This window comes from Dehalobacter sp., assembly GCA_023667845.1.
Taxonomy (GTDB): domain Bacteria; phylum Bacillota; class Desulfitobacteriia; order Desulfitobacteriales; family Syntrophobotulaceae; genus Dehalobacter.
Map to the genome: position 1 here is coordinate 1 of JAMPIU010000073.1, position 20,062 is coordinate 20,062.

23 protein-coding genes are annotated in these 20,062 nt (G+C 47.0%); all 23 read right to left on the minus strand.

Going from position 1 to position 20,062, the window contains the following annotated elements; genetic code table 11:
• The coding region (gene flhA, locus NC238_05430; GenBank protein ID MCM1565381.1) for a flagellar biosynthesis protein FlhA at window positions 1–2,023 on the minus strand (2,023 nt) is incomplete at its 3' end.
• A gap of 553 nt (window positions 2,024–2,576) precedes the next feature.
• On the minus strand, window positions 2,577–3,644 hold the full coding sequence (gene flhB / locus NC238_05435) for a flagellar biosynthesis protein FlhB (protein MCM1565382.1): 1,068 nt from the start codon (window positions 3,642–3,644) through the stop codon (window positions 2,577–2,579).
• A complete protein-coding gene (gene fliR, locus NC238_05440) occupies window positions 3,632–4,411 on the minus strand; it encodes a flagellar biosynthetic protein FliR (GenBank protein MCM1565383.1) in 780 nt (259 codons plus the stop codon). The genes flhB and fliR overlap by 13 nt, the downstream gene beginning before the upstream one ends.
• 24 nt (window positions 4,412–4,435) lie before the next feature.
• A complete protein-coding gene (gene fliQ, locus NC238_05445) occupies window positions 4,436–4,708 on the minus strand; it encodes a flagellar biosynthesis protein FliQ (protein MCM1565384.1) in 273 nt (90 codons plus the stop codon).
• 35 nt (window positions 4,709–4,743) lie between these two features.
• Entirely contained in the window at window positions 4,744–5,394 is a 651-nt protein-coding gene (gene fliP / locus NC238_05450) for a flagellar type III secretion system pore protein FliP (GenBank protein MCM1565385.1), read from the minus strand.
• A complete protein-coding gene (locus NC238_05455) occupies window positions 5,391–5,867 on the minus strand; it encodes a flagellar biosynthetic protein FliO (GenBank protein ID MCM1565386.1) in 477 nt (158 codons plus the stop codon). Before NC238_05455 ends, fliP begins: the two co-directional genes overlap by 4 nt.
• A 2-nt stretch (window positions 5,868–5,869) precedes the next feature.
• Window positions 5,870–6,232 carry a response regulator gene (locus tag NC238_05460; GenBank protein MCM1565387.1) on the minus strand — a complete coding sequence of 121 codons (363 nt, stop codon included), beginning with the start codon at window positions 6,230–6,232 and terminating at the stop codon, window positions 5,870–5,872.
• 17 nt (window positions 6,233–6,249) lie between these two features.
• The gene (gene fliY, locus NC238_05465) at window positions 6,250–7,431 is read right to left on the minus strand and encodes a flagellar motor switch phosphatase FliY (GenBank protein ID MCM1565388.1); all 1,182 of its coding nucleotides are present in this window, start codon (window positions 7,429–7,431) and stop codon (window positions 6,250–6,252) included.
• Window positions 7,424–8,416, minus strand: a complete 993-nt coding sequence (fliM, locus tag NC238_05470; GenBank protein MCM1565389.1) for a flagellar motor switch protein FliM — start codon at window positions 8,414–8,416, stop codon at window positions 7,424–7,426. The genes fliY and fliM overlap by 8 nt, the downstream gene beginning before the upstream one ends.
• A 35-nt stretch (window positions 8,417–8,451) precedes the next feature.
• Entirely contained in the window at window positions 8,452–8,886 is a 435-nt protein-coding gene (locus NC238_05475; protein ID MCM1565390.1) for a flagellar basal body-associated FliL family protein, read from the minus strand.
• A complete protein-coding gene (locus tag NC238_05480) occupies window positions 8,876–9,091 on the minus strand; it encodes a flagellar FlbD family protein (protein ID MCM1565391.1) in 216 nt (71 codons plus the stop codon). The genes NC238_05475 and NC238_05480 overlap by 11 nt, the downstream gene beginning before the upstream one ends.
• A 13-nt stretch (window positions 9,092–9,104) precedes the next feature.
• Window positions 9,105–9,536: a flagellar export protein FliJ gene (locus tag NC238_05485; protein MCM1565392.1), complete on the minus strand. Its 432-nt coding sequence runs from the start codon at window positions 9,534–9,536 to the stop codon at window positions 9,105–9,107.
• Window positions 9,536–10,849 (minus strand): flagellar protein export ATPase FliI, encoded by a 1,314-nt coding sequence (gene fliI, locus NC238_05490; protein MCM1565393.1) that lies wholly within the window; start codon window positions 10,847–10,849, stop codon window positions 9,536–9,538. The genes NC238_05485 and fliI overlap by 1 nt, the downstream gene beginning before the upstream one ends.
• Complete coding sequence (locus NC238_05495; GenBank protein MCM1565394.1) at window positions 10,815–11,681, minus strand: FliH/SctL family protein; 867 nt, start codon at window positions 11,679–11,681, stop codon at window positions 10,815–10,817. Before NC238_05495 ends, fliI begins: the two co-directional genes overlap by 35 nt.
• Window positions 11,665–12,672, minus strand: a complete 1,008-nt coding sequence (gene fliG, locus NC238_05500) for a flagellar motor switch protein FliG (GenBank protein MCM1565395.1) — start codon at window positions 12,670–12,672, stop codon at window positions 11,665–11,667. The genes NC238_05495 and fliG overlap by 17 nt, the downstream gene beginning before the upstream one ends.
• Window positions 12,673–12,674: 2 nt before the next feature.
• A complete protein-coding gene (fliF, locus tag NC238_05505; protein ID MCM1565396.1) occupies window positions 12,675–14,276 on the minus strand; it encodes a flagellar M-ring protein FliF in 1,602 nt (533 codons plus the stop codon).
• A gap of 18 nt (window positions 14,277–14,294) precedes the next feature.
• Entirely contained in the window at window positions 14,295–14,615 is a 321-nt protein-coding gene (gene fliE / locus NC238_05510; GenBank protein MCM1565397.1) for a flagellar hook-basal body complex protein FliE, read from the minus strand.
• Between the two features lie 3 nt (window positions 14,616–14,618).
• Window positions 14,619–15,101 carry a flagellar basal body rod protein FlgC gene (gene flgC / locus NC238_05515; protein ID MCM1565398.1) on the minus strand — a complete coding sequence of 161 codons (483 nt, stop codon included), beginning with the start codon at window positions 15,099–15,101 and terminating at the stop codon, window positions 14,619–14,621.
• 7 nt (window positions 15,102–15,108) lie between these two features.
• Window positions 15,109–16,176, minus strand: a complete 1,068-nt coding sequence (locus NC238_05520; protein MCM1565399.1) for a chemotaxis response regulator protein-glutamate methylesterase — start codon at window positions 16,174–16,176, stop codon at window positions 15,109–15,111.
• Window positions 16,160–16,606 (minus strand): chemotaxis protein CheW, encoded by a 447-nt coding sequence (locus tag NC238_05525; protein MCM1565400.1) that lies wholly within the window; start codon window positions 16,604–16,606, stop codon window positions 16,160–16,162. The genes NC238_05520 and NC238_05525 overlap by 17 nt, the downstream gene beginning before the upstream one ends.
• A gap of 20 nt (window positions 16,607–16,626) precedes the next feature.
• Complete coding sequence (locus tag NC238_05530; GenBank protein ID MCM1565401.1) at window positions 16,627–18,747, minus strand: chemotaxis protein CheA; 2,121 nt, start codon at window positions 18,745–18,747, stop codon at window positions 16,627–16,629.
• Window positions 18,748–19,087: 340 nt separating this feature from the next.
• Window positions 19,088–19,654: a hypothetical protein gene (locus NC238_05535; GenBank protein ID MCM1565402.1), complete on the minus strand. Its 567-nt coding sequence runs from the start codon at window positions 19,652–19,654 to the stop codon at window positions 19,088–19,090.
• Window positions 19,651–20,061, minus strand: a complete 411-nt coding sequence (gene fliS, locus NC238_05540; GenBank protein MCM1565403.1) for a flagellar export chaperone FliS — start codon at window positions 20,059–20,061, stop codon at window positions 19,651–19,653. The genes NC238_05535 and fliS overlap by 4 nt, the downstream gene beginning before the upstream one ends.
• Window position 20,062 lies beyond the last annotated feature (1 nt).

The window sequence follows — 20,062 nt, forward strand, 5'->3', positions numbered from 1 at the left end:
CCTGTACAAGTTCATTATAAGACAGGATGACCAGGTGAGGAAGCTGACGCTCTGTCATTCTTTTTAAACTTATCCTGACCACAGGAGCACACAACATTACGGGATTGTGTCCCTGCAGCATGATTTTTTCCACTTGGGCACCTATTTTTTTTAAGAGCTTCTGCAAAACATTCGGATCAATATTTACGTAACTGCCATAGTCCGAAGGACGAAGGTTATCTAAAATCATCTGCTCAATCCTCGGTTCAAGCGTGAGTACCGGCAATTTTTTTTGAGGATTCAGGAAGGGCTGTACAATCTGGCGGGCCAAGCCTTGCCGGACATGTTCGGTAAGCCTGTCGATATCTTTTGTCAAAGGAGCACTATCCGCGAGCGTTTCCAGGATCGTCACCAGATCTCTGACCGATACCCTTTCCCGCAGCAAATTGCTGAGCACCTTCTGAACCTGCCCCAGGCTGAGCAGGTCAGGAATAAGCTCTTCAACGACTGCCGGTGACTGTTCCTTGGCATGGTCCATTAACTTCTTCACATCCTGCCGGCTGATAATCTCATGGGCATGCGTTTTAAGAATTTCCGTCAGATGGGTCGCGAGTACTGTCGGTGCATCGACGACGGTATATCCGGAAAGTTCTGCCTGCTCTCTGACCGACGCACTAATCCATTTGGCATCAAGGCCAAAGGCCGGTTCTTTGGTCGGAACGCCCTGGATGGAATCATCCTCGATCCCCCCGCTGAAAGCCAGATAATGATCGGTCATCAGTTCCCCGGAAGCAACCTCAGCGCCTTTGAGTTTGATCGTATACTGATTCGGCTGCAGGTTCATATTATCCCTGACCCTGATCACCGGAACAATAAATCCAAGTTCCCCAGCCAGCTGCTTGCGGATCAGAATAATCCTGTCCAAAAGATCCCCTCCCTGACCGGCGTCAACCAGCGAAATCAGCGCATAGCCGATCTCCAGCTCCATATGATCCATTCCAAGCATATTCATCACATTTTCAGGCTTTTTGGTTTCATCCATATCGTTTTTAACCGCCGCCGCCGATTCTATCTTGGCTGCCTGAGCAGTGCTGCGCTGAAGATAGTAACCCATGCCGGCAGTAGCTGCGGCAAACATCAGCATAGGTACACGAGGCATACCAAAAATAGCAAGGGCTATCAATACCCCGGAAGTAATATAGAGCGCCTTTGGCGTCCTGAAGAGCTGTTTGGCCAGATCCTGGCCAAGATTACTGTCCGATGCGGCTCTTGTCACGACGAGACCTGTGGCTGTGGAAATAAGCAGCGCCGGGATCTGGGTTACCAGACCGTCTCCGATCGTCAGCAGCGTATAGGTGTATAGCGCGTCGGTTACCGCCATGCCCTTGGTTACCATCCCGATAATGAAGCCACCGATAATGTTAATCAGCAGGATAATAATTGCCGCAATGGCATCCCCTTTGACAAACTTGCTGGCCCCGTCCATCGCGCCGTAAAAATCCGCTTCCTGCTGGATATTGTGTCTTCGGGTCCTGGCTTCCTGATCCGTGATGATGCCGGCGTTCAGGTCGGCATCGATGCTCATCTGTTTCCCAGGCATTGCATCCAGGGTAAAGCGAGCCCCGACTTCAGATACGCGTTCCGCGCCTTTGGTGATGACCAGAAACTGTACCACGACCAGGATACAGAACACAATAAAGCCAACAATCGGATTTCCCTGGATGACAAACTCTCCAAACTGCTGAATGACCTGCCCCGCCTCAGCCTCAAGCAAAATCAGTTTCGTCGTGGAAAGGTTCAGGGCCAGTCGAAACAGTGTCATGGTCAGCAGCAAAGAAGGCAGTACGGAAAACTCCAATGGATCCTTTGTAAAGACAGTCAGCAGAAGAATCAGAACTGATCCTGTAATGTTTAAGGTAATAAGAAAATCAAGCCAGCCTGCGGGTACGCCAAGGACCATGACGACAATAATGCCGACGATGCCGATGGCTGCGATAATATCCGTATTTCTTGCTAATCCGCCCGCACGAGTTGTCGTGGCCATTTTGTCGTATCCTCCTTTACTTGATTCTGTGTTTTCGATAATGATCCTTGAATATATCTATTATACTATTGGCTAAAGAAAAATCGCTTTTCGGGTAGGTCTCCGTAATATATAGCCGCTTTCGGCCATTGCGTCCTCCTTGACGCAAAAGGCCGCGCTACGCACTCCATGCTCCGCTGACGCTGGCTATATATTACGGAGACTTATCTCTGAAGCTATCTTTGTTTTGGGTATTTCTTCAAGAAGTTTACTGTTTGCATGTTCTCATAGCTTGGAATGGATCTGCAAGTATAATACTCTTCAAATGACTACTAAGCTGATTAGAAAGCATAAACAATCTTCAGGATAAGACTTACATAAGCAATCATAAGATCAGTCTGCGTGCCACAGTTCCGCGGCGAGCGGAGCCTGGATGGCGCAGCGCGGCCTTTTGTGCCATGGATGGCACAACGGCCGAAAGCGGAATTGTGGCACGCAGACTTGCCCTAGCAAAACGGTTTTGTAATAAAGGTTAAGTTAATCAAGCAATCATATCATGCAGTACTCGCTCCCGCTAAGCGGAATAGGATCGTCTCTTCTTGTTGAGACGGAAGACAAACGCGAGGACTTCGGCGACCGCCTTGTATAGCTCCCCCGGCACAACCTGTCCCAGTTCAACTTGGGAATAAAGCGATCTGGCCAAAGGCTTGTTTTCCATAATCACAATCTTGTTTTCCTTGGCAACCTCCCTGATTCTTAAAGCAATCTCGTTCTGACCTTTCGCAACCACATAAGGCGCAGGATATTTGGCTGTATCATATTTTAAGGCGACTGCATAATGCGTCGGGTTTGTAATGACGACATCTGCCTGCTTCAGGTCCTCCATCATTCTGCGCATAGCCATCATGCGCTGGCGTTTCTTAATCTGGCTCTTAATGAGCGGATCTCCCTCAGTCTGTTTATATTCTTCTTTGATTTCTTCCTGGGACATTCTGAGGTTTTTCTCATAGTCCCACCATTGATAAAGGAAATCGGCAAATGCAATAACCAGAAAGGCCAGCGCTATTTTCCAGGCCATTTCAAACAACAACCCGCTTAGGAAAATGAGGGACTGACCAACTTCTGCTCCTTGCAGTGCCGAAAATACATCGATGTTCTTTCGAATGACATCGATAAGAAAATAACCAATCACCAGCACTTTGAACAAGGACTTAACCAAATTGACCAGGGCCTTTAGACCAAACATTCTTTTGACCCCTTCAACAGGACTCATTCTTGAGAATTTCGGGATCATAGGCTCGGTAATGAACACCGGCCCCGTTTGCAGAAAATTTACGGCAAAGGCGATCACCAGCGCGGCAGCAAATACCGGAGCCAGGATCAGCAGGCACTGCCAGGAAACATCGATGACAACCTTCCAGAGGGACTGAATATTCCAGTCCACGGAGAGACTTGCTGTATACGTAAAAATGTTAGCTAACCTTTGAAACACATATGGCAGCCATATTTTCAGCAAACCGATAATTGCCAGAAGCATTACTGCCGAAGTCAGTTCCTGACTTTTAAGTATCTGGCCTTTTTTACGAGCGTCCTGCTTTTTCTTGGGAGTCGCCGGGAACCTTTTCTCAGCTATACACTCCACCCCCTGAACAGTTCAAAAATCCACTGCATCGTAATATCGAAAACTCTGGATACCGTATCTCCAAAGAAAGCAATCATCAAATACAGCATGGCCAAGCCAAAAATGATCTTTACCGGGAATATCACGGAAAACATATTCAGCTGCGGTACGATCTTCGCTAAAAGGCCGACACCGACATCCGCCAGTAATATGGCGCCAAAGACCGGCATTGCAATCTGCAGCGATAAACTTAAGACCTTCCCGGTAATTTCAATAAAAAATTCTGCGCCATAGTTCACCCCGGCAGGATTGATCGGCAGAAACTCATAACTTTTGGTCACCGCAGCGATGATATAGTAATGGGAGTTTGTGGCCAGAAGCAGCATCGTTGCAATCATAGCCAGGAAACTTCCCGTCATCGGACTTTGCATACCGTTGATCGGATCGACAACATTCCCAGTCATAAACCCGAGTTGAAAATCAATCAGCTGCCCAGCTCCCTGCATGACCATGGAAAGCAAGTTGATAATGAATCCTATCGTAAGGCCCAGAAGCGTCTCCTTCACCAGTATCCCAATCAAAGGGAGCAATTCATTCGGTATGACAGGGTTTTGGGCTTGAATCAGTGGGTATACTACAACGGACAGTCCTGCGGCGAGACCAAGTCTTATCATCGCCGGAACGCCTTTTGCGCCGAACACCGGAGCAAGCATGACCATTCCTGCCCAGCGGGAAAAGATAAGCATGAATAAAGTAAGATTCCACTGTAAGTAATCAGACAGGTTCAAATTGCTTCCTCCATTGGGCTGCTTTTAATACCGGGCATATGTGGCAATCTCAGTAAAGAGCGTTGCCGTGTAAGTGGTCATGACATTTAGCATCCAGGGGCCCAAGATAAGCAGAATCACGGCAACTCCCAATAATTTTGGAATAAAGGAAAGCGTTTGCTCCTGTATTTGCGTCATGGCCTGAAAAATACTCACAATAAGACCGATAAGCAGGCTTACCGCCAGGACCGGTCCGCCAACAATGACTGCTATCGCTATTGCTTCTTTGGCCATAGCAAGAATTTGATTTTCAGACATTCCGTTCACCTCTGGCAAATTTCTTGGAAATCCATTTAACTGAAACTTGAAACCAGAGACTTCACCACCAATGACCATCCGTCAACCAGAACAAACAGTAATATCTTGAACGGCAGGGAAATCATCATCGGAGGCAGCATCATCATCCCCATCGACATCAGCGTACTCGATACAACCATATCGATAATAATAAAAGGAATAAAAATCGCAAAACCCATCTGGAAAGCCGTCTTTAATTCACTAATGACAAAAGCCGGGATTAAAACATACGTCGGGATATCCCCATACGTTTTGGGCTGCTCAATTTTTGCCATATTCACAAACAACGCCAGATCTTTTTCCCTGGTTTGTTTAAACATAAACGTTCGCAACGGCTGTTGGGCTTTGTCCAGGGCTTCCTCCTTCGTTATCTGGCTTTGCAGGTAAGGCTGAAGCGCATTGGTATTGATTTCATTGAACGTTGGCATCATGACAAAAAAAGTAAGAAATAAGGAAAGTCCGATAATGACTTGGGTAGGGGGCAGCGTTTGTGTTCCCAGCGCATTACGGACAAAAGATAAAACGACAACAATCCGGGTGAAAGAAGTCATTAATACCAGAATAGCCGGTGCAAAGGAAAGGACAGTAACAAGTAAAAGGATCTGAACCGCTGAGCCAGTCTGCCCTACATCAAGTGTTATGTTCATTTTTTCTCCTCCTTGAGATAGTACTCAAGTTCAGCAGAGAACGATTCATTCTTTTGCTTCCTTCTTAACCTCTTCCAGATGCCGGACATCCATCTGTCCATCTTTTCCTGCGGTTGTCGGGCAATTTCTTCAAGAATTTCAGCAGCAACATCAAGATCGTCAATCTCGGCCACCTTTGTGATATGATGATCCGTCCCGCCAAGCACCTGAATCTTACCGGCAATTTCGACCAAATACAGGGTCTGTTGGCCGTTTAAGATCTGCCGGTCAAGGACTCTTACCCACGGAGATTGAATATTGCGCACCGAAAAGCGGTTCAGACGTTTCATCAGCCATAAGGCTACGGCGAGAATAATCAGAAAGACGACAATCATCCCGATCAGACCGGCCCAGGAAAAAGGTCCCGTTGCGGTTGTCGCTGATGCCGCAGCTTCTGAAGCACCCGGATAAGGCTGATTTTCATATCCGTTCATGGCTATTTCAGCGCCTTGGCGATCGCTTCAAGTACTCTTTCCGCTTGGAAGGGTTTGACAATAAAATCTTTTGCTCCGGACTGGATAGCTTCAATAACCATGGCCTGCTGACCCATTGCACTACACATGATGACTTTGGCCTGCGGATCCTTGGTTCTGATCTCTTTCACAGCCTGAAGCCCATCCATTTCGGGCATTGTAATGTCCATAACTGTGATATCCGGTTTCAATTCCATGTATTTGTCGACACCAACCATCCCGTTTTCTGCCTCACCGACAACCTGATAGCCATTATTGGCCAGGATATCTTTGAGCATCATTCTCATAAATGCAGCGTCATCAACAAGCAAAACTGTTTTACCCACTACTCTTCCTCCTTGATCTAGTTTAATGTGTCGATTCTTTCATTTGGATTCACAATTTCTGTGATACGGATTCCAAAGGTCTCGTTGATTACGACAACCTCGCACTTGGCGATAAGTTTGCCGTTAACAATCATATCGACCGGCTCGCCTGCCAGGCGGTCAAGTTCAACGACGGATCCGGGACCCAAATCCAGGATTTCCTTGATCGTTTTTATTGCTTTACCGAGCTCAACATTGACCTGGAGCGGAACATCATAAATCAGTCCCAGATTACTTGGCAGACCTGCGAGCCCCCCCGAAGAAAGCGGTGCAAACTGCGCCGGCTGCACAAAGGTCGGTTGAACCCTCTGGGAAGGGAAATCCACAGGCGGCTGCCATATTGTCTCCATCGGCGAAGGTGGCGGAGCCTGCGACTTCGGTATCTGCGGCTCAGGCTGTACAGACATGGCTGGTGCAGTGTATTGGGGCTCCGGCACTGTCTCCTGTACCGGCGAGGTATACATCTGTCCCAGAAGCCTGTCGGCCATGCCTTTGGCAACTTCAAACGGGAGCACCTGAATCAGAACGCTGTCAATGATTCCTTCTATGATCATTCTAAAAGAAACTCTGATCAATGGTTCATCGGCATTCAGATTCTTGCTTAACTCATAAACCTCATTCTCCTCCTCCGCTACGATGACGCGGGGAGGCGTGATGTCCACAACCGAATTGAACATCGTAGACATGGATGTGGCTGCCGATCCCATCATTTGATTCATGGCCTCTGAGATACCGCTTAACTGGATATCGGATAGTTCATTTGTCGGACTCTTGCCCGTCCCCCCCATCATCAGATCCACAATAATGGAACCGTCTTCGCGGGAAAGAACCAGCATATTGGATCCCTCAATCCCTTTTTTATATTTGACATCAATGAGAACATGCGGCACAGGATAATCTTCAAATATTTTCTGCGCTGTGGTCAGCTCAACTTTTGGAGCAGTTATCTCTACGCGCTTTCCGACAAGTTGAGATAAAGTTGTTGCCGCTGTCCCCATCGATATATTCGCAATTTCCCCCATGGCGTCTTTTTCCATATCGGTAAGCTGAATAGTCTGGCTGCTACCTGAAACAGGCTCGTCGGCCTCCTGGGAATTGATATCCATCGAGCCGGACAGCAAGGCATCTATCTCCTCCTGCGAAAGCATTCCGTTACCCATCCTCATTCCCCCCTTTTTTAATGACATCAGTAATCTGCACTGCCATTCTGTTTCCGAATAAACCAGGCATCCCTCTGAATTTGATGTATTCTCCGACGTAGACAGCGAGAGGATCCTTGATGCCCTGATTCAGAGGGATCACGTCCCCCCGTTCCAGGTTGATCAGATCCTGTATGGTAATCTGGGCTTTGCCGATAATGGCTTTCATCGGTACTCTGGCCCATTCAATCTTTTGCCGGATCAACTCTCTTTCCTCAGGGGATATGACCTTCCCTCCCGAAGAAAACAGCAGCAGATTATTTAATTTTTCTAAAATTGGTTTCATAACAATATAAGGAAGACAAACATTGATCATCCCAGACTGCTCTTCAATCTTCACCTCCATGGTCACAACAACCACCATTTCGTTTGAAGCAACAATCTGGGTAAACTGGGAATTTGTCTCCACATTAATTAGCTGAGGATTACCTTCAAAAATTTCAGCCCAGGCTTCCCCCATTAACTGAACAATCTTACTGAGCCGGCTGACAATAATCTTACGTTCGATTTCCGTCAAATCACGGTTTTTGGCCGGTTCCATCCCATGTCCGCCGAGCAGTCTGTCCACCAGAATGAAGGCCAGTGAAGGACTGAGCTCGAGCAGACCGTTTCCTTCCAGCGGCGGCATGCTGAAAATTCCAAGGATTGTCGGATAGGGCAGAGAACGGATAAATTCATCATAAGTTACCTGCTCGGTAGACAGCACTTTGGCATCTACGGCAGTGTGCATGTTCCCAGCCAGAAAAGTCGCCAGTGAGCGGCAAAAATTTTCATGGATATTCAGCAAGGAGTTCAACTGTCCTTTGGAAAACTTGTTGGGCCTTTTAAAATCATAAACTTTAATTTTATGAGGGCTGGACATTTTTATGGTTTCTTCATCAACTGAGCCGTCTGATAATGCATTTAGCAAAGCATCGATTTCCGCCTGGGATAATACTTCACCCATCCAATCCCTCCTCCTTTTAAACCATTTGAGATTTGTTAATCATAAATGAAATTTTTGAACAATACTTCTTTGACCTGGTCACCGCAGACATTATTCAGCTCGGTCAGCAGCTCCTCTTTGAGTTTTTCACGTCCTTCATTTGTCCGAATATCGTCAATTCCTTTCGAACCAATCACGGAAATGATACGGTCTCTCAAGAATATCTCTTTTGCAGTAATCTTCTCTTGAGATTTCTTGTTCACGCCTTCCAGCACAATATTCGTCTTTACCATTCCACCTCCGTCGAGGTTGATCATGAATTCGTCTTTCATTTCAATCAGCGGTCCGACTTCCTCCGTAACTTTTTCGACCTGTGCGGTGCCAGAACTGGAACCCGGGAAGATTTTATCTTTAGCAATCGTGCCGCCTACGCCAAGTCCTGCTCCGATAACAATAAAGATAAGGGGTACAATAATTCTTTTAATTTTCATTACTACGGGTTCCTCCTCTGAATTCTGGATGGCAGCGTCTTCGAAATTCTGCAATCCTTTCGATGAGCTCATCAATGGATTCTTTGACGACGTATTTCTTTTCAGTGGTCAGTGTAATGACCGTGTCGGGAGTAGCCTCCGCCGTCTCAATCAAGTCGGGGTTTATTGTAAATTCTTTGTTGTTCAGTCTTGTCAAATAAATCACATCAATCCTCCTGTCATTTCCAGCCTCTGAGGTTCTGGGCAATTTCATCAATCTCAGATTGTTCTTTTTTTAATTTTATCATATAAAAAAGTCTTATTTTTTTTTCTTTAAGCCTTTTGTATTTTTCTGTTTTAATTCGGCATTCCAGCAGCTTTTCCCTTTGTTTTTCGACCCGAATATTTTGTTCTTCGACTTCTTTTTCTCGCTTCAGCAAAATATTCTTTTGATCATAACAGTATCTTTGCCAGAGGTTCAGTGTCTGCGGCTCTTCAAGACAAGCTATTTTTTGTTTCTCGAAGGCCTTGTTCAAAAGCTGCGTTTGGAGATCCCTTTGTTCAGTCAAGTTGTGCAGCGTTCTGAGCTCCTGCGCCAGTAACCCCTGCTCGATGTCCATCTCCTGCTCGGCAAGCCGCAGAGAAGCCTCCAAACGGAATTTGAAAGGCATCACTTATCGCCCTCTTCAAAAACATTTTTCATGAAGCTCAGCATTTCGGCAAAACAGCATTTTTCATCCGTATTCTGACAGACGAAAGCGCATATTTTTTCATGATACTTGATAGCCTGGTCAATCCGACTGCTGCTTCCCGCCACATAGGCACCGATGTCAATCAAGTCCTTGGCTTCGTGGTAGACTGCGAGATGCTCCCGGATTTTCCCGGCGAGTTCCCTGACCTGCGGATCCGCAACATCGCTCATTAAGCGGCTGATGGATTGCAGGATGTCGATGGACGGATAATGGTTTTTCGACGCCAGTTCCCTGGTCAGAACAATATGGCCGTCCAGTATTCCCCTTACAGCATCCGCAATCGGTTCATTATGGTCATCACCGTCAACAAGGACGGTATAGATCCCTGTAATACTGCCTTTTTCGGATAGACCAACCCTTTCCAACAGTTTTGGCAGCATGGCAAATACCGACGGAGGATATCCCCTGGTTGCCGGAGGTTCTCCGACTGTTAAGCCTATCTCCCGCTGGGCCATCGCGAAACGGGTCACGGAGTCCATCATGAACAGCACATTTTTACCTTTGTCGCGGAAATATTCGGCGACCGCAGTTGCCGTGAAGGCGGCTTTCATTCTGACGAGAGCAGGTTGGTCGGATGTCGCGACAACGATCACAGACCGGGATAGACCCTCTTCTCCAAGGTCTTTCTCCATAAAATCCCGTAATTCCCGTCCGCGTTCCCCAACGAGCGCAATCACGTTCACATTGGCTTCCGAATTCCGGGCCATCATCCCCAAAAGGGTGCTTTTACCGACACCTGATCCGGCAAATATCCCCATTCTCTGGCCTCTGCCCATTGTCAGCAGCCCGTCGATGCCTCTAACCCCAACGTTAAGAGGCTCACGAATACGCGGTCTGAACAGCGCACTGGGTGGCTTATTATGAAGCGGGTACGATTGATCCGTATTCAAAGGTCTGCCATCAAGCGGCTGACCAAGTCCGTCAAGGATTCTGCCCAGCAATTCAGGCCCGACTTTGACATTCAGCGTTTCATCCTGGGGGATCACCTTATCGCCCGGGGCTACACCTTCCAACTCCCCGAGAGGCATAAGCAGTGTTTTTGTTCCTCTGAAGCCAGCGACCTCAGCAGGGATCGCTTTGGAGTTCGAAGCCATAATATGGCAGTATTTTCCGACGCTGGCCCTCGGGCCATCCGCTTCAACCAAAAGGCCGCTGATTCTAGAGACTAATCCCCGGGCCGAAATAGGCTCGTATTGTTCAATTTTCTGGGCAAGCGCCTTCCAGTCGGCCATACTTCAACTCCTCCTTGAGGTATTTCTCTATCTTTTCCAGCTGCAGTTCGATCCGGGCATCAAATATTCCCTCGGAACATTCTAAAAATGCATCTCCGGCCTTGAGCGTTTCATCGACAATGACCGGATAACCAGGTTTGTACTCAGCCGGGAGATCTTTATACCAATCCCAATCTTTACTGGACAGGTGAATTTTTATGCTCTGTTTGTCACTGGGCAGCAGGGTAAGATTCTTGATGATGCCCAAAAGAATTTCAGGATCGATGTCCAATGAGGTATGAATAATTCTGCTGCAAATCTTCAGGCAAAGGTCTGCCAGTTCCCTATCTGCTTTATTGAATTCATCCGCCAGGATCTTTTGGGCCATCTCCAGATAGTTTCTGGCCTGCTGGGTAATCACGTCGGCCTGAGACTGAGCTTCTTCAAGCCCCTTATTATAACCTTCCGTGAAAGCGACAGGTGCAATCTCGCTTTTGACTTTTTCCTGATACTCGACGGTTAAGGCTTCGCTTTCCTTCCGAGCATTTTCAATGATTTCAGCTGATGTTTTTTGGGCTTCGGCAATCAGCTCATCGGCTTCAGCCCTAGCTTTAGCCAGGATATCGGAAACCTCCGGTCCCCAGTCTTCCTCTGCAACCGAAGCCGTTTCAGTCACACACTGCTCCATGACCGTACGGTCCTCAGTAACGGACAGCACGGCCAAGGCAGACGAAGTATCGTAAACATTCGTCCTATTTCTGTATTTTTCCGGATCCGGTGACTCCAGAATACGCGGAGAAGTAATTTCAATGACTTTGCTCTTCAGAACTGAGGTTTTAGTAGATAATTTCATCTGCACCACCTCTGGAGATCACAATTGCTCCAGCTTCTTCCAGCTTACGAATTACTTTGACAATCTTCTGCTGGGCCTCTTCAACTTCACGCAGCCGAACGGGGCCCATAAACTGCATATCTTCCTTCAGCATACCGGCAGATCTGCTGGACATATTCGTGAGAATCTTCTGCGTGACATCTTCGTTGGAACCTTTCAGGGCCAAGGCAAGGTCCTTGGTTTCAACTTCACGCAGCACCAGCTGAACAGAACGATCGTCAAGCAGGATGACATCATCAAATACAAACATCTGCCGCTTAATCTGTTCGGCGAGATCCGGATCATCCATTTCCAGAACATCCATGACGGTTTTTAACGTACCAGGATCTGCCCTGTTAAGCATATCAACGACAGACTGCATCCCGCCTGAAGATGTATAATCGGTCGGGGCAAGATTGGAGATTTTGTTTTCAAGGACCTTCTCAATTTCTTTCAGCACTTCCGGGCTTGTTCTTCCCATCAGGGCAATCCTTTTTGTGACTTCAGCCTGCAGATCCTGAGGCAGACTCGCTAAAATCGTAGCCGCTTTGTCCGGCGGAAGGTGAGTCATAATTAAAGAAATTGTTTGCGGATGCTCGCCTTGGATAAAAGAAAACAGCTGTTTGGGATCCGTGCGGCGGACAATGTCAAACGGACGCATCTTCAAAGAAGAGGACAAGCGTCCAATAATATCAAACGCTCTTTGCTGTCCCAAAGCCCTTTCTAATACATCCCTGGCATATTCAATGCCGCCTTGTGCAATGTAATTGCTGGCCAGACACATTTTATGAAATTCATCAATAACCGAGTCTCTCTGTTCCTCAGACACCTTGCGCATATTGGACATTTCCAGCGTAAGTTGTTCGATCTCCGGCTCCGAAAGAAATTTAATGATCTCCGAAGATCTTTCCGGACCCAAGGTAATCAGTAGTACTGCTGCTTTTTGTAATCCCGTAAAAATCCCGCTGCTCATCCTTATTGCTCCTCAGTCAGCCAAGTTTTGACTAATCTTGCCACTTCATCCGGATTTTCCACCGTATATTTTTCGACTTCTTGACGGATCTTCTCTTTTTCGATTTCTTCCGTAGTTTTGGCTTTCTTCCGTGCAAGTTTCAAGTCGGCTTGACGTTCGGCCTCAATCTGCGACGCCAGGATCTGCTCAGCTTCCTGCAGCGTGACAAATCTCGATCCATCCGCCATATTCATCGACTCGATCGCCAATTCTTTCTTTTTCGATCTGGACCGTAAGAATGCAATCAGAAGAGCAATCGCCAGCAGCACACCTCCGCCAATCTCCGCATACAGTAGAATTTGAGCCTTGCGGGCGGCTTCTTCTATCGCCGCTTGCTCTTCAAGCGCCGTCGTCTTTTCAAAAGGCAGTCTGGCCGCCTCAATCACATCACCGCGATCCTGATTATAACCGACCGCGGAAGAAACAATATTTTTGATATTATCAAGCTGTTCATCCGTCACACTGTCCGAATCCGCCAGAACAGATACGGTCAGTCTTTTGATTTGCCCAGGACTTACGACCGTTTCTTCCTGGGTCATGCTTGGCTGGAAATTCTCCGTCAAACTGTTTTTTTCTGAAGTCGAAGTTGTGCCGTTCTGTCCGGTGACAGGATATCCGGGCACATTGGTTTCTGTCCCTGCAACACCGCCGTTAGAAGAAGTATTACTACTTTTCTCTGTGACTTCCTGACGGCTGGTAACAGCCCCGGTTTCATTTTTTTGACTGGTAATCTTTTTTTGATCAAAGTCAATGGTAGCATTCGCTCTGACAATCGTTGTACCGGCCCCAAAGACTTTATCCAGCATCGTTTGCACGGAATTCTGAATGTCGTTTTCATATGTTTGCTGAACCTGAAGCTGGGTCGCGGATAATTTTTGCGGCGAAGTGCTGCTTCCGAGAATGTCGGATAAGACGTTGCCATCGGTATCAACAATCGTCACTTTATCAATACTAAGTCCTTCGACCGAATAAGATAAAAGATTTGCGATTGCCCTAACCTGATCTTCCGACATCTCCTTTCCGTATTTTCGTTTGATCGTTACAGCAGCGGTTGTGTCTTTCTGTTGTTCGGAGAACAGCGCGTCTTCAGGCATAACAATATGAACCCTTGCATATTCCACACCGTCAAGCGTTCCAATCGTTTGTTCCAGTTCAGTCTGCAATCCCAATACATACCTCAGTTTACGGTCTTCGTCAGTTTCACCGATTCTCATCTGATTCAGATAATCAAAACTGAACTTGCTTTCACTGGGCAGGGCTTGATTGGCTAGCTGCAACCGGACTTCTGCAACATCCTTTTGAGGAACTTCGATAGTTGAACCCCCATCCGCCAGTTGATATTCAACATTCAATCCTTTGAGCGCCTCCGTGATCGCTCCGGCTTCCGTAGTTTCCAAATTGGAAAACAGAACCGTATACTGAGGACGGCTTGCCCAAAAGATAAGGCTGATCAAAGCAGTCGCAACAATAACCGGTGCGGCCACTAGAATAATCCTTTGCGGGCTGGTCAGTTTTTCCCAAAAATTACGTACAGCATTCAGTATTTCCGTTAAGGAAAAATTCAACTACCTTTCCCCCTAGAATTAGATTTGCATCTGCATGATCTGATTATAAGCATCAACAACTTTATTGCGCACAGTAACCGCCAGTCCTAAAGCCAGGCTGGCTTTTTCCATCGCAATGACCGGCGTATGGAAATCATCGACTTGACCCGTGGCCAAATCTGCCGCAGCCTGTTCAGCTTCAGACTGCGTACTCTCAAGCTTATCGAGCGCGTCACTCAGGAAAGAAGAAAAATCAGCGGAACCATTGGTATTGTTCGCTTTGGATGTTTGGGAAGTACCAGAGTTATCCAAAGGGGAAAGCGGAATAATTGTCGTGAAGGGACCAATCGCATTACTCATTTTTTACCCCTTTCCAATCCCGAGGGCTGTGGAAGCCATCGCTTTACTCGCGTTCAGGGCGGTTACATTCGCTTCATAAGACCTGTTAGCTGAGATCATATCAACCATTTCCTCTACAAGGGTCACATTCGGATAGCGCACATATCCGACAGGGATCCCATCTTCGGCTGTTTTGGCCGCGTCCGGATTATTCGGATCGTATTCCAGCCTGAATTCATTGTTATCCTGAACAACAGCAGTGACCTGAACCCCTTCGCTTCTTAACTTGATGCGGGTATCCTTAAATACATCTGCAAAATCTGTTTCAGATGGACGAGAAGAAAAGACGGCAACTTCGCGCTGATAAGGAATGGGGTTACCGGCCGCAGTTGTTTGTCCTGTATTGGCTGTATTGATATTGGCAATATTATTGGATATCAGATCAAGCCTAAGTTTTTGGGCGGTAAGACCAGAGGCACTGATATTCATACCGGTAAACAGACCCATGTTTTTACTACCTCCTTTTCACACACTCTATCATTGTATTCCCGATATCGGGAAGCATTTCGATTCTATCGGCCAACTTCGCTTCAATAATGGAGCGGGGCATGCCATAGACAATGCAGGTCTTTTCAGATTCGGCAATTGCATAAGCCCCTTTGGCCTTCAAGGCTTTCATGCCTGCCAGACCATCGTTCCCCATCCCTGTCATCACGACACCCAGCACACCGGCTCCGGCTTCTTTCGCCAGAGACAGAAACATTACATCGACAGAGGGCTTGTAAAGTGTGGCAATCGGCGATTCCGCGGTGACATTCGCGGTAAGCCCGCTGCTGTTTCTTGCCACCTGAAACTGTTTCCCGGCCTGTCCGATATAAACGGTACCTGCTTTCAGCAGCTCGCCGTGCTCAACTTCCTTCACTGTAACCTCACAGATACTGTTCAGCCTGGAAGCCAGGGAGGAGGTAAATCCAGCCGGCATATGCTGGGCAACGATTACGGGGACCGGAAAATTTTTGGGCAGTTTGCTCAGAACATTCTGCAGGGCGCTTGGTCCGCCCGTCGAAGTACCAATTGCAACAACTTCTATTTTGCGGCCAATTGGCTGTATTTGCTGTTTGACAAACGTTAGCGCAGACCCCAGGCTTTTTTTGTTCAAACGGGTAGGATCTACCCCGGCGACACTCTTTATTTTCAAAACAATCTCTTCAGCCAGGGCCGAGAGATCATCTCCTTCTTTGCCCGAGGGTTTCGCGACAACATCAATAGCGCCAAGGTCAAAAGCTTTCATCGTCATCTTAGTGCCGTCAGTTGTTACGGAACTTAACACAATGACCGGCATCGGCTGCCAGCGCATAATCTCTTCCAGGGCTTCCAAGCCGTTCATCACCGGCATCTCAACATCCATGGTCACGACATCCGGTTTTAGGGCCTGAAGCTTTAATATTCCTTCTTTCCCGTCCTGTGCAGTAGCCACTACTTGAATAGCCGGATCACTGCTCATAATTTTTTTCAGGGACATCCTGATGAAAGGTGAATCATCAACAATCAGGACCTTGATCGGCTTAAGCAATTTGTTCATTCATGCCATCTCCACCCATAAGTTGATCCAGCTTCAGGAGGATGAGCAGTCTTTCACTTATCTTGCCAACTCCGCGGATGTAATTTGAATCCATGCCAAGTGCAATCGGCGGGGGCGGTTCTATTGCTTCGCTGTCCAACCGCAGCACTTCTGTCACGCTGTCAACCATAATGCCAAACACCCTGCTGTCGATTTGCAGAACAACGATCCTGCTTAAATCGGTTTCTTCCCCGGGGGGCATACCGAAGCGGGACCTGAGATTAACAATCGGGATGACGTTCCCGCGCAGGTTGATGACACCCTCAATATAGCTGCGGGCCTTCGGCACCCTGGTAACAGGAGGTATCCGGATGATTTCCTGGACTTTCATAATATCGACTCCAAATTCCTCCGAACCTAACGAAAAAGTAACCATTTGTTCTTCAGCCATGTATTTGAGTACCACCTTTCTTAGCGCTTGATCAAAATATCCTGAAGAAGTGATCCGATGTCCAAAATCAATGTTACTTTGCCATCTCCGAGAATCGTCGCTCCTGCAATCCCTGGCAAGCCGTTCAGATAATCCCCTAGAGACTTGATGACAACCTCCTGCTGGCCCTGTAGTTCATCGACAATAATTCCTACGGTTTTATCGCCCAAGCCAACCACAACGACATAAACTTCCTCATTTATGGTTTCACTTTCGGGCAAATCAAATTTCTGTTTCAAGGAAATCAACGGCAGGGTATTCCCTCTGAGCTGAACCATCGGCAGGCTTCCGACACTCTTGATATCACGCTTGTTGACAAGCAGCGTCTCAACAACAGAAGACAACGGCACAGCATAAGTCTCTTTGCCTACTTCAACGAGCAGCGCCTGAATAATCGCCAGCGTCAGCGGCAGCCGGATTATCATCGACGTTCCAACGCCTTTGCTTGTCTTAATATCAATGATGCCGCCCAAATTCGTTATGGCTTTTTTCACAACGTCCATGCCGACCCCGCGCCCGGAAATATCCGTCACTTGATCGGCCGTGCTGAATCCCGGCAGAAAAATGAGATTGGCTATATCGCTGTCGGATAGACCCTCCCTTTCACTGACAAGGCCCTTTTCCAAGGCTTTTTTGTAAATCTTGTCAATGTTAAGTCCTGAACCGTCATCCGAAACAATGATCGCAATATGGTTTCCTTCATGGTAGGCATCGAGCGTAATTGTTCCTACTCCAGATTTCCCGACTGTGAGTCTTTCTTCCGGTGCTTCTATGCCGTGGTCAACCGAGTTGCGGATAATATGCGTCAGCGGGTCACCAATCATTTCGATGACGGTCTTGTCCAGCTCTGTTTCTTCGCCGTGAATAACAAGTTCAATCCTTTTCCCGGTCTTCCGGCAGAAATCCCGGACGAGACGCGGATAACGGCTGAATACCGTGCCAATCGGCACCATACGCAGCCTCATGACACTTTCCTGAAGATCATTCATCAGACGCCCGAGGTAGACATTTGCTTCATTAAGGCTTGCAACAAGCGGATCAGACTGGTTCTCCGTCTGCAGGTCCTGGCCGATTTTCACCAGTCTGGTTCTGGTAATTACCATTTCTCCAACAAGATTAATCAGATTATCCATTCTGGCTGTGTCCACACGAATCGTATGCACCTGATTAATATCTTTCTGGGGCTGTACATTCGTGTTCTGCTCAGTAGGCTGATTCGCTTGTTTAGAACGGCCCATTTGAATGGGTTCTTCAACGTTCTTCTCTGTCCGGACAGGATTTGCCTCTTCAGCCTGAACGGTTAACCCGATCTCCGGAGCATCTGATTCCGGCAATGTGTAATTCGTGACTTGGGCGTCGTAAATTTCGGATACTTCAAGGATGTCCGCCCGAATGTCTTCCTGCGATTCATTGGTCACAAACAAAATATTGAACTCCAGCGCTTCACAAACTTCAAGCTCATCAATCGAGGGAATGATCTTCACGACATTGCCGAGCAGCTCCAGCCTTTGAATAACCATAACCGCCCTTACTGCCTTCATCATGGTATTCGGTTCAAGCGCCACGTTAAGCCAATAAACTGACTTACTTGTAAATGCTGCTTCACTGACCGTCCCAGTTTCCTCCGGTGACAGGGCAAAGTCAATCCCGGGCTTTTCTTCCTGTTCTTCCACCTGATTTTTTCCGGCAAACGGCTTGCTTTTTTGTGCCAGAGCTCCGGTCTCGGTGATGGTCCTCATCTGAGAGGTCAGATCACCATAATCGACTGAAATATCTGAACGTTGCTCGACCTGCGCCAACATCATTTTTACTTTATCAGTTACCGCCAGCAGCACATCGATTATCTCGTTAGTGACCAGCATCTTTCCCTGTCTCATTTTATCGAGCAGGTCTTCTGCGGCGTGCGTTAATTCAACGATCGGGGTAAATCCCATGGTTCCTGAGGCGCCCTTTAAGCTATGCGCACTTCTGAAAAGATCATTAACCAGTGAAATATTTTCGCCGTCTCTTTCCAACTGCAAAAGACCAGAGCCAAGCTTTTCAACCTGCTCCTGTGAATCAAGCAAGTAGAACTCCAGAAAGTCATCGAGGTCTATTCCCATATTCTTCTCGCCTTGGCTCAATTTTCTCCCCCCCTTTGTCATCATTGTTGTTCCGACAAGTTCTTCATATAATTGTTTAAAGAAAACTAAAAATTTTATAATTAACCCAAATTACAAAGTTCGCCGTTTCTTGTTAAAATCCTCCAAATAGTCTAGATTATATGCAATTTTTCTGCAGCATTGTCGAAATTTATAGCTCATTTTATTTTAAGTTAAATCGTAAAATTTTCAAAGCCTAAAATCTAATGGTAATAACATACAAACAATTTACAAACATTGGTTTTCTCCAAAAAAAAATCCCTTGCTCAGGATTTTCTTTTGGGACCGTTTTATTGGAGAACTATTTCGATTTGTCGATAAACCTTGGCTCACGGGACACTGGGCTACCATAGGCAAATTTCATCTTTTTTACCCCTCTGATACGGGAAAGCTCTATTTTCACAGATTCTAATTCTGTCTGGATTTTAGGTATGATCTGCTGATCTATCTCCCGAATCTTATCCAGGGAGATTCCCAGCGCATCATGAATCTCGCAGAACTGACAATATTCAGTATCACTCAGATAAGGCTTCAGCAGCTCATTGCGAAATTGCAAAACGCCGATGGCCTGACAAAGTTCATTTTTCAGCTGTGATGATTTATCAATATCTGATTTGAATTCGGCAAACGTCTGAGCCCTTGTTTCCGAAAACTTCTGAAGCAGTGCGTCAAATATTTCTTCCTGTTCGGTAAGCACAAGGGCGTCCGCTGTTTCCGGATGGGAAAGGGTCCTTTTATCCTGCTTGCTTGTCTGGTAATCATCCAATACTCTGTTATATTCCGTTAAAACCGCCAAGTGCTGCTCGCACTGCGGAAGAAGACGCTGATAGATTTCCAGTAAGGCACTGATCGTTTTTTTCGGCATCATTTTGCCCCCAAGCGGCTGATCCTGGCTGCTTCGATCCAGACATCCCTGAATGCTTCAAAGAAGTTAAGCACGGGCGGCAAAAAGCTTGCGTCCTTTTTGACATTCGCCTTGATCGTTTCCATATAGTAAAACCGATAGAGCTCACGCAGGTTCTGCGCGATTTCACCGCCATTCTCCATATCCAGGGTCCTGTCCAACTCGCTGATAATATCCTGAACCCGCAGGAGATTGTTATGAATCTCTTCCAGCTTTTTTTCCTCAAAGGCTTTCTCCGTCTGATGCAAAAGCAGAATCACCTTCGAATAAAGCATTGTTATAAGCTTTTCGGGGGAGGAAGTCTCGACTGACGCCTGCTTGTACGCAGTCTGAGAATTTTGATAGGCATTTTGTTGTAACGCTGTATTCATT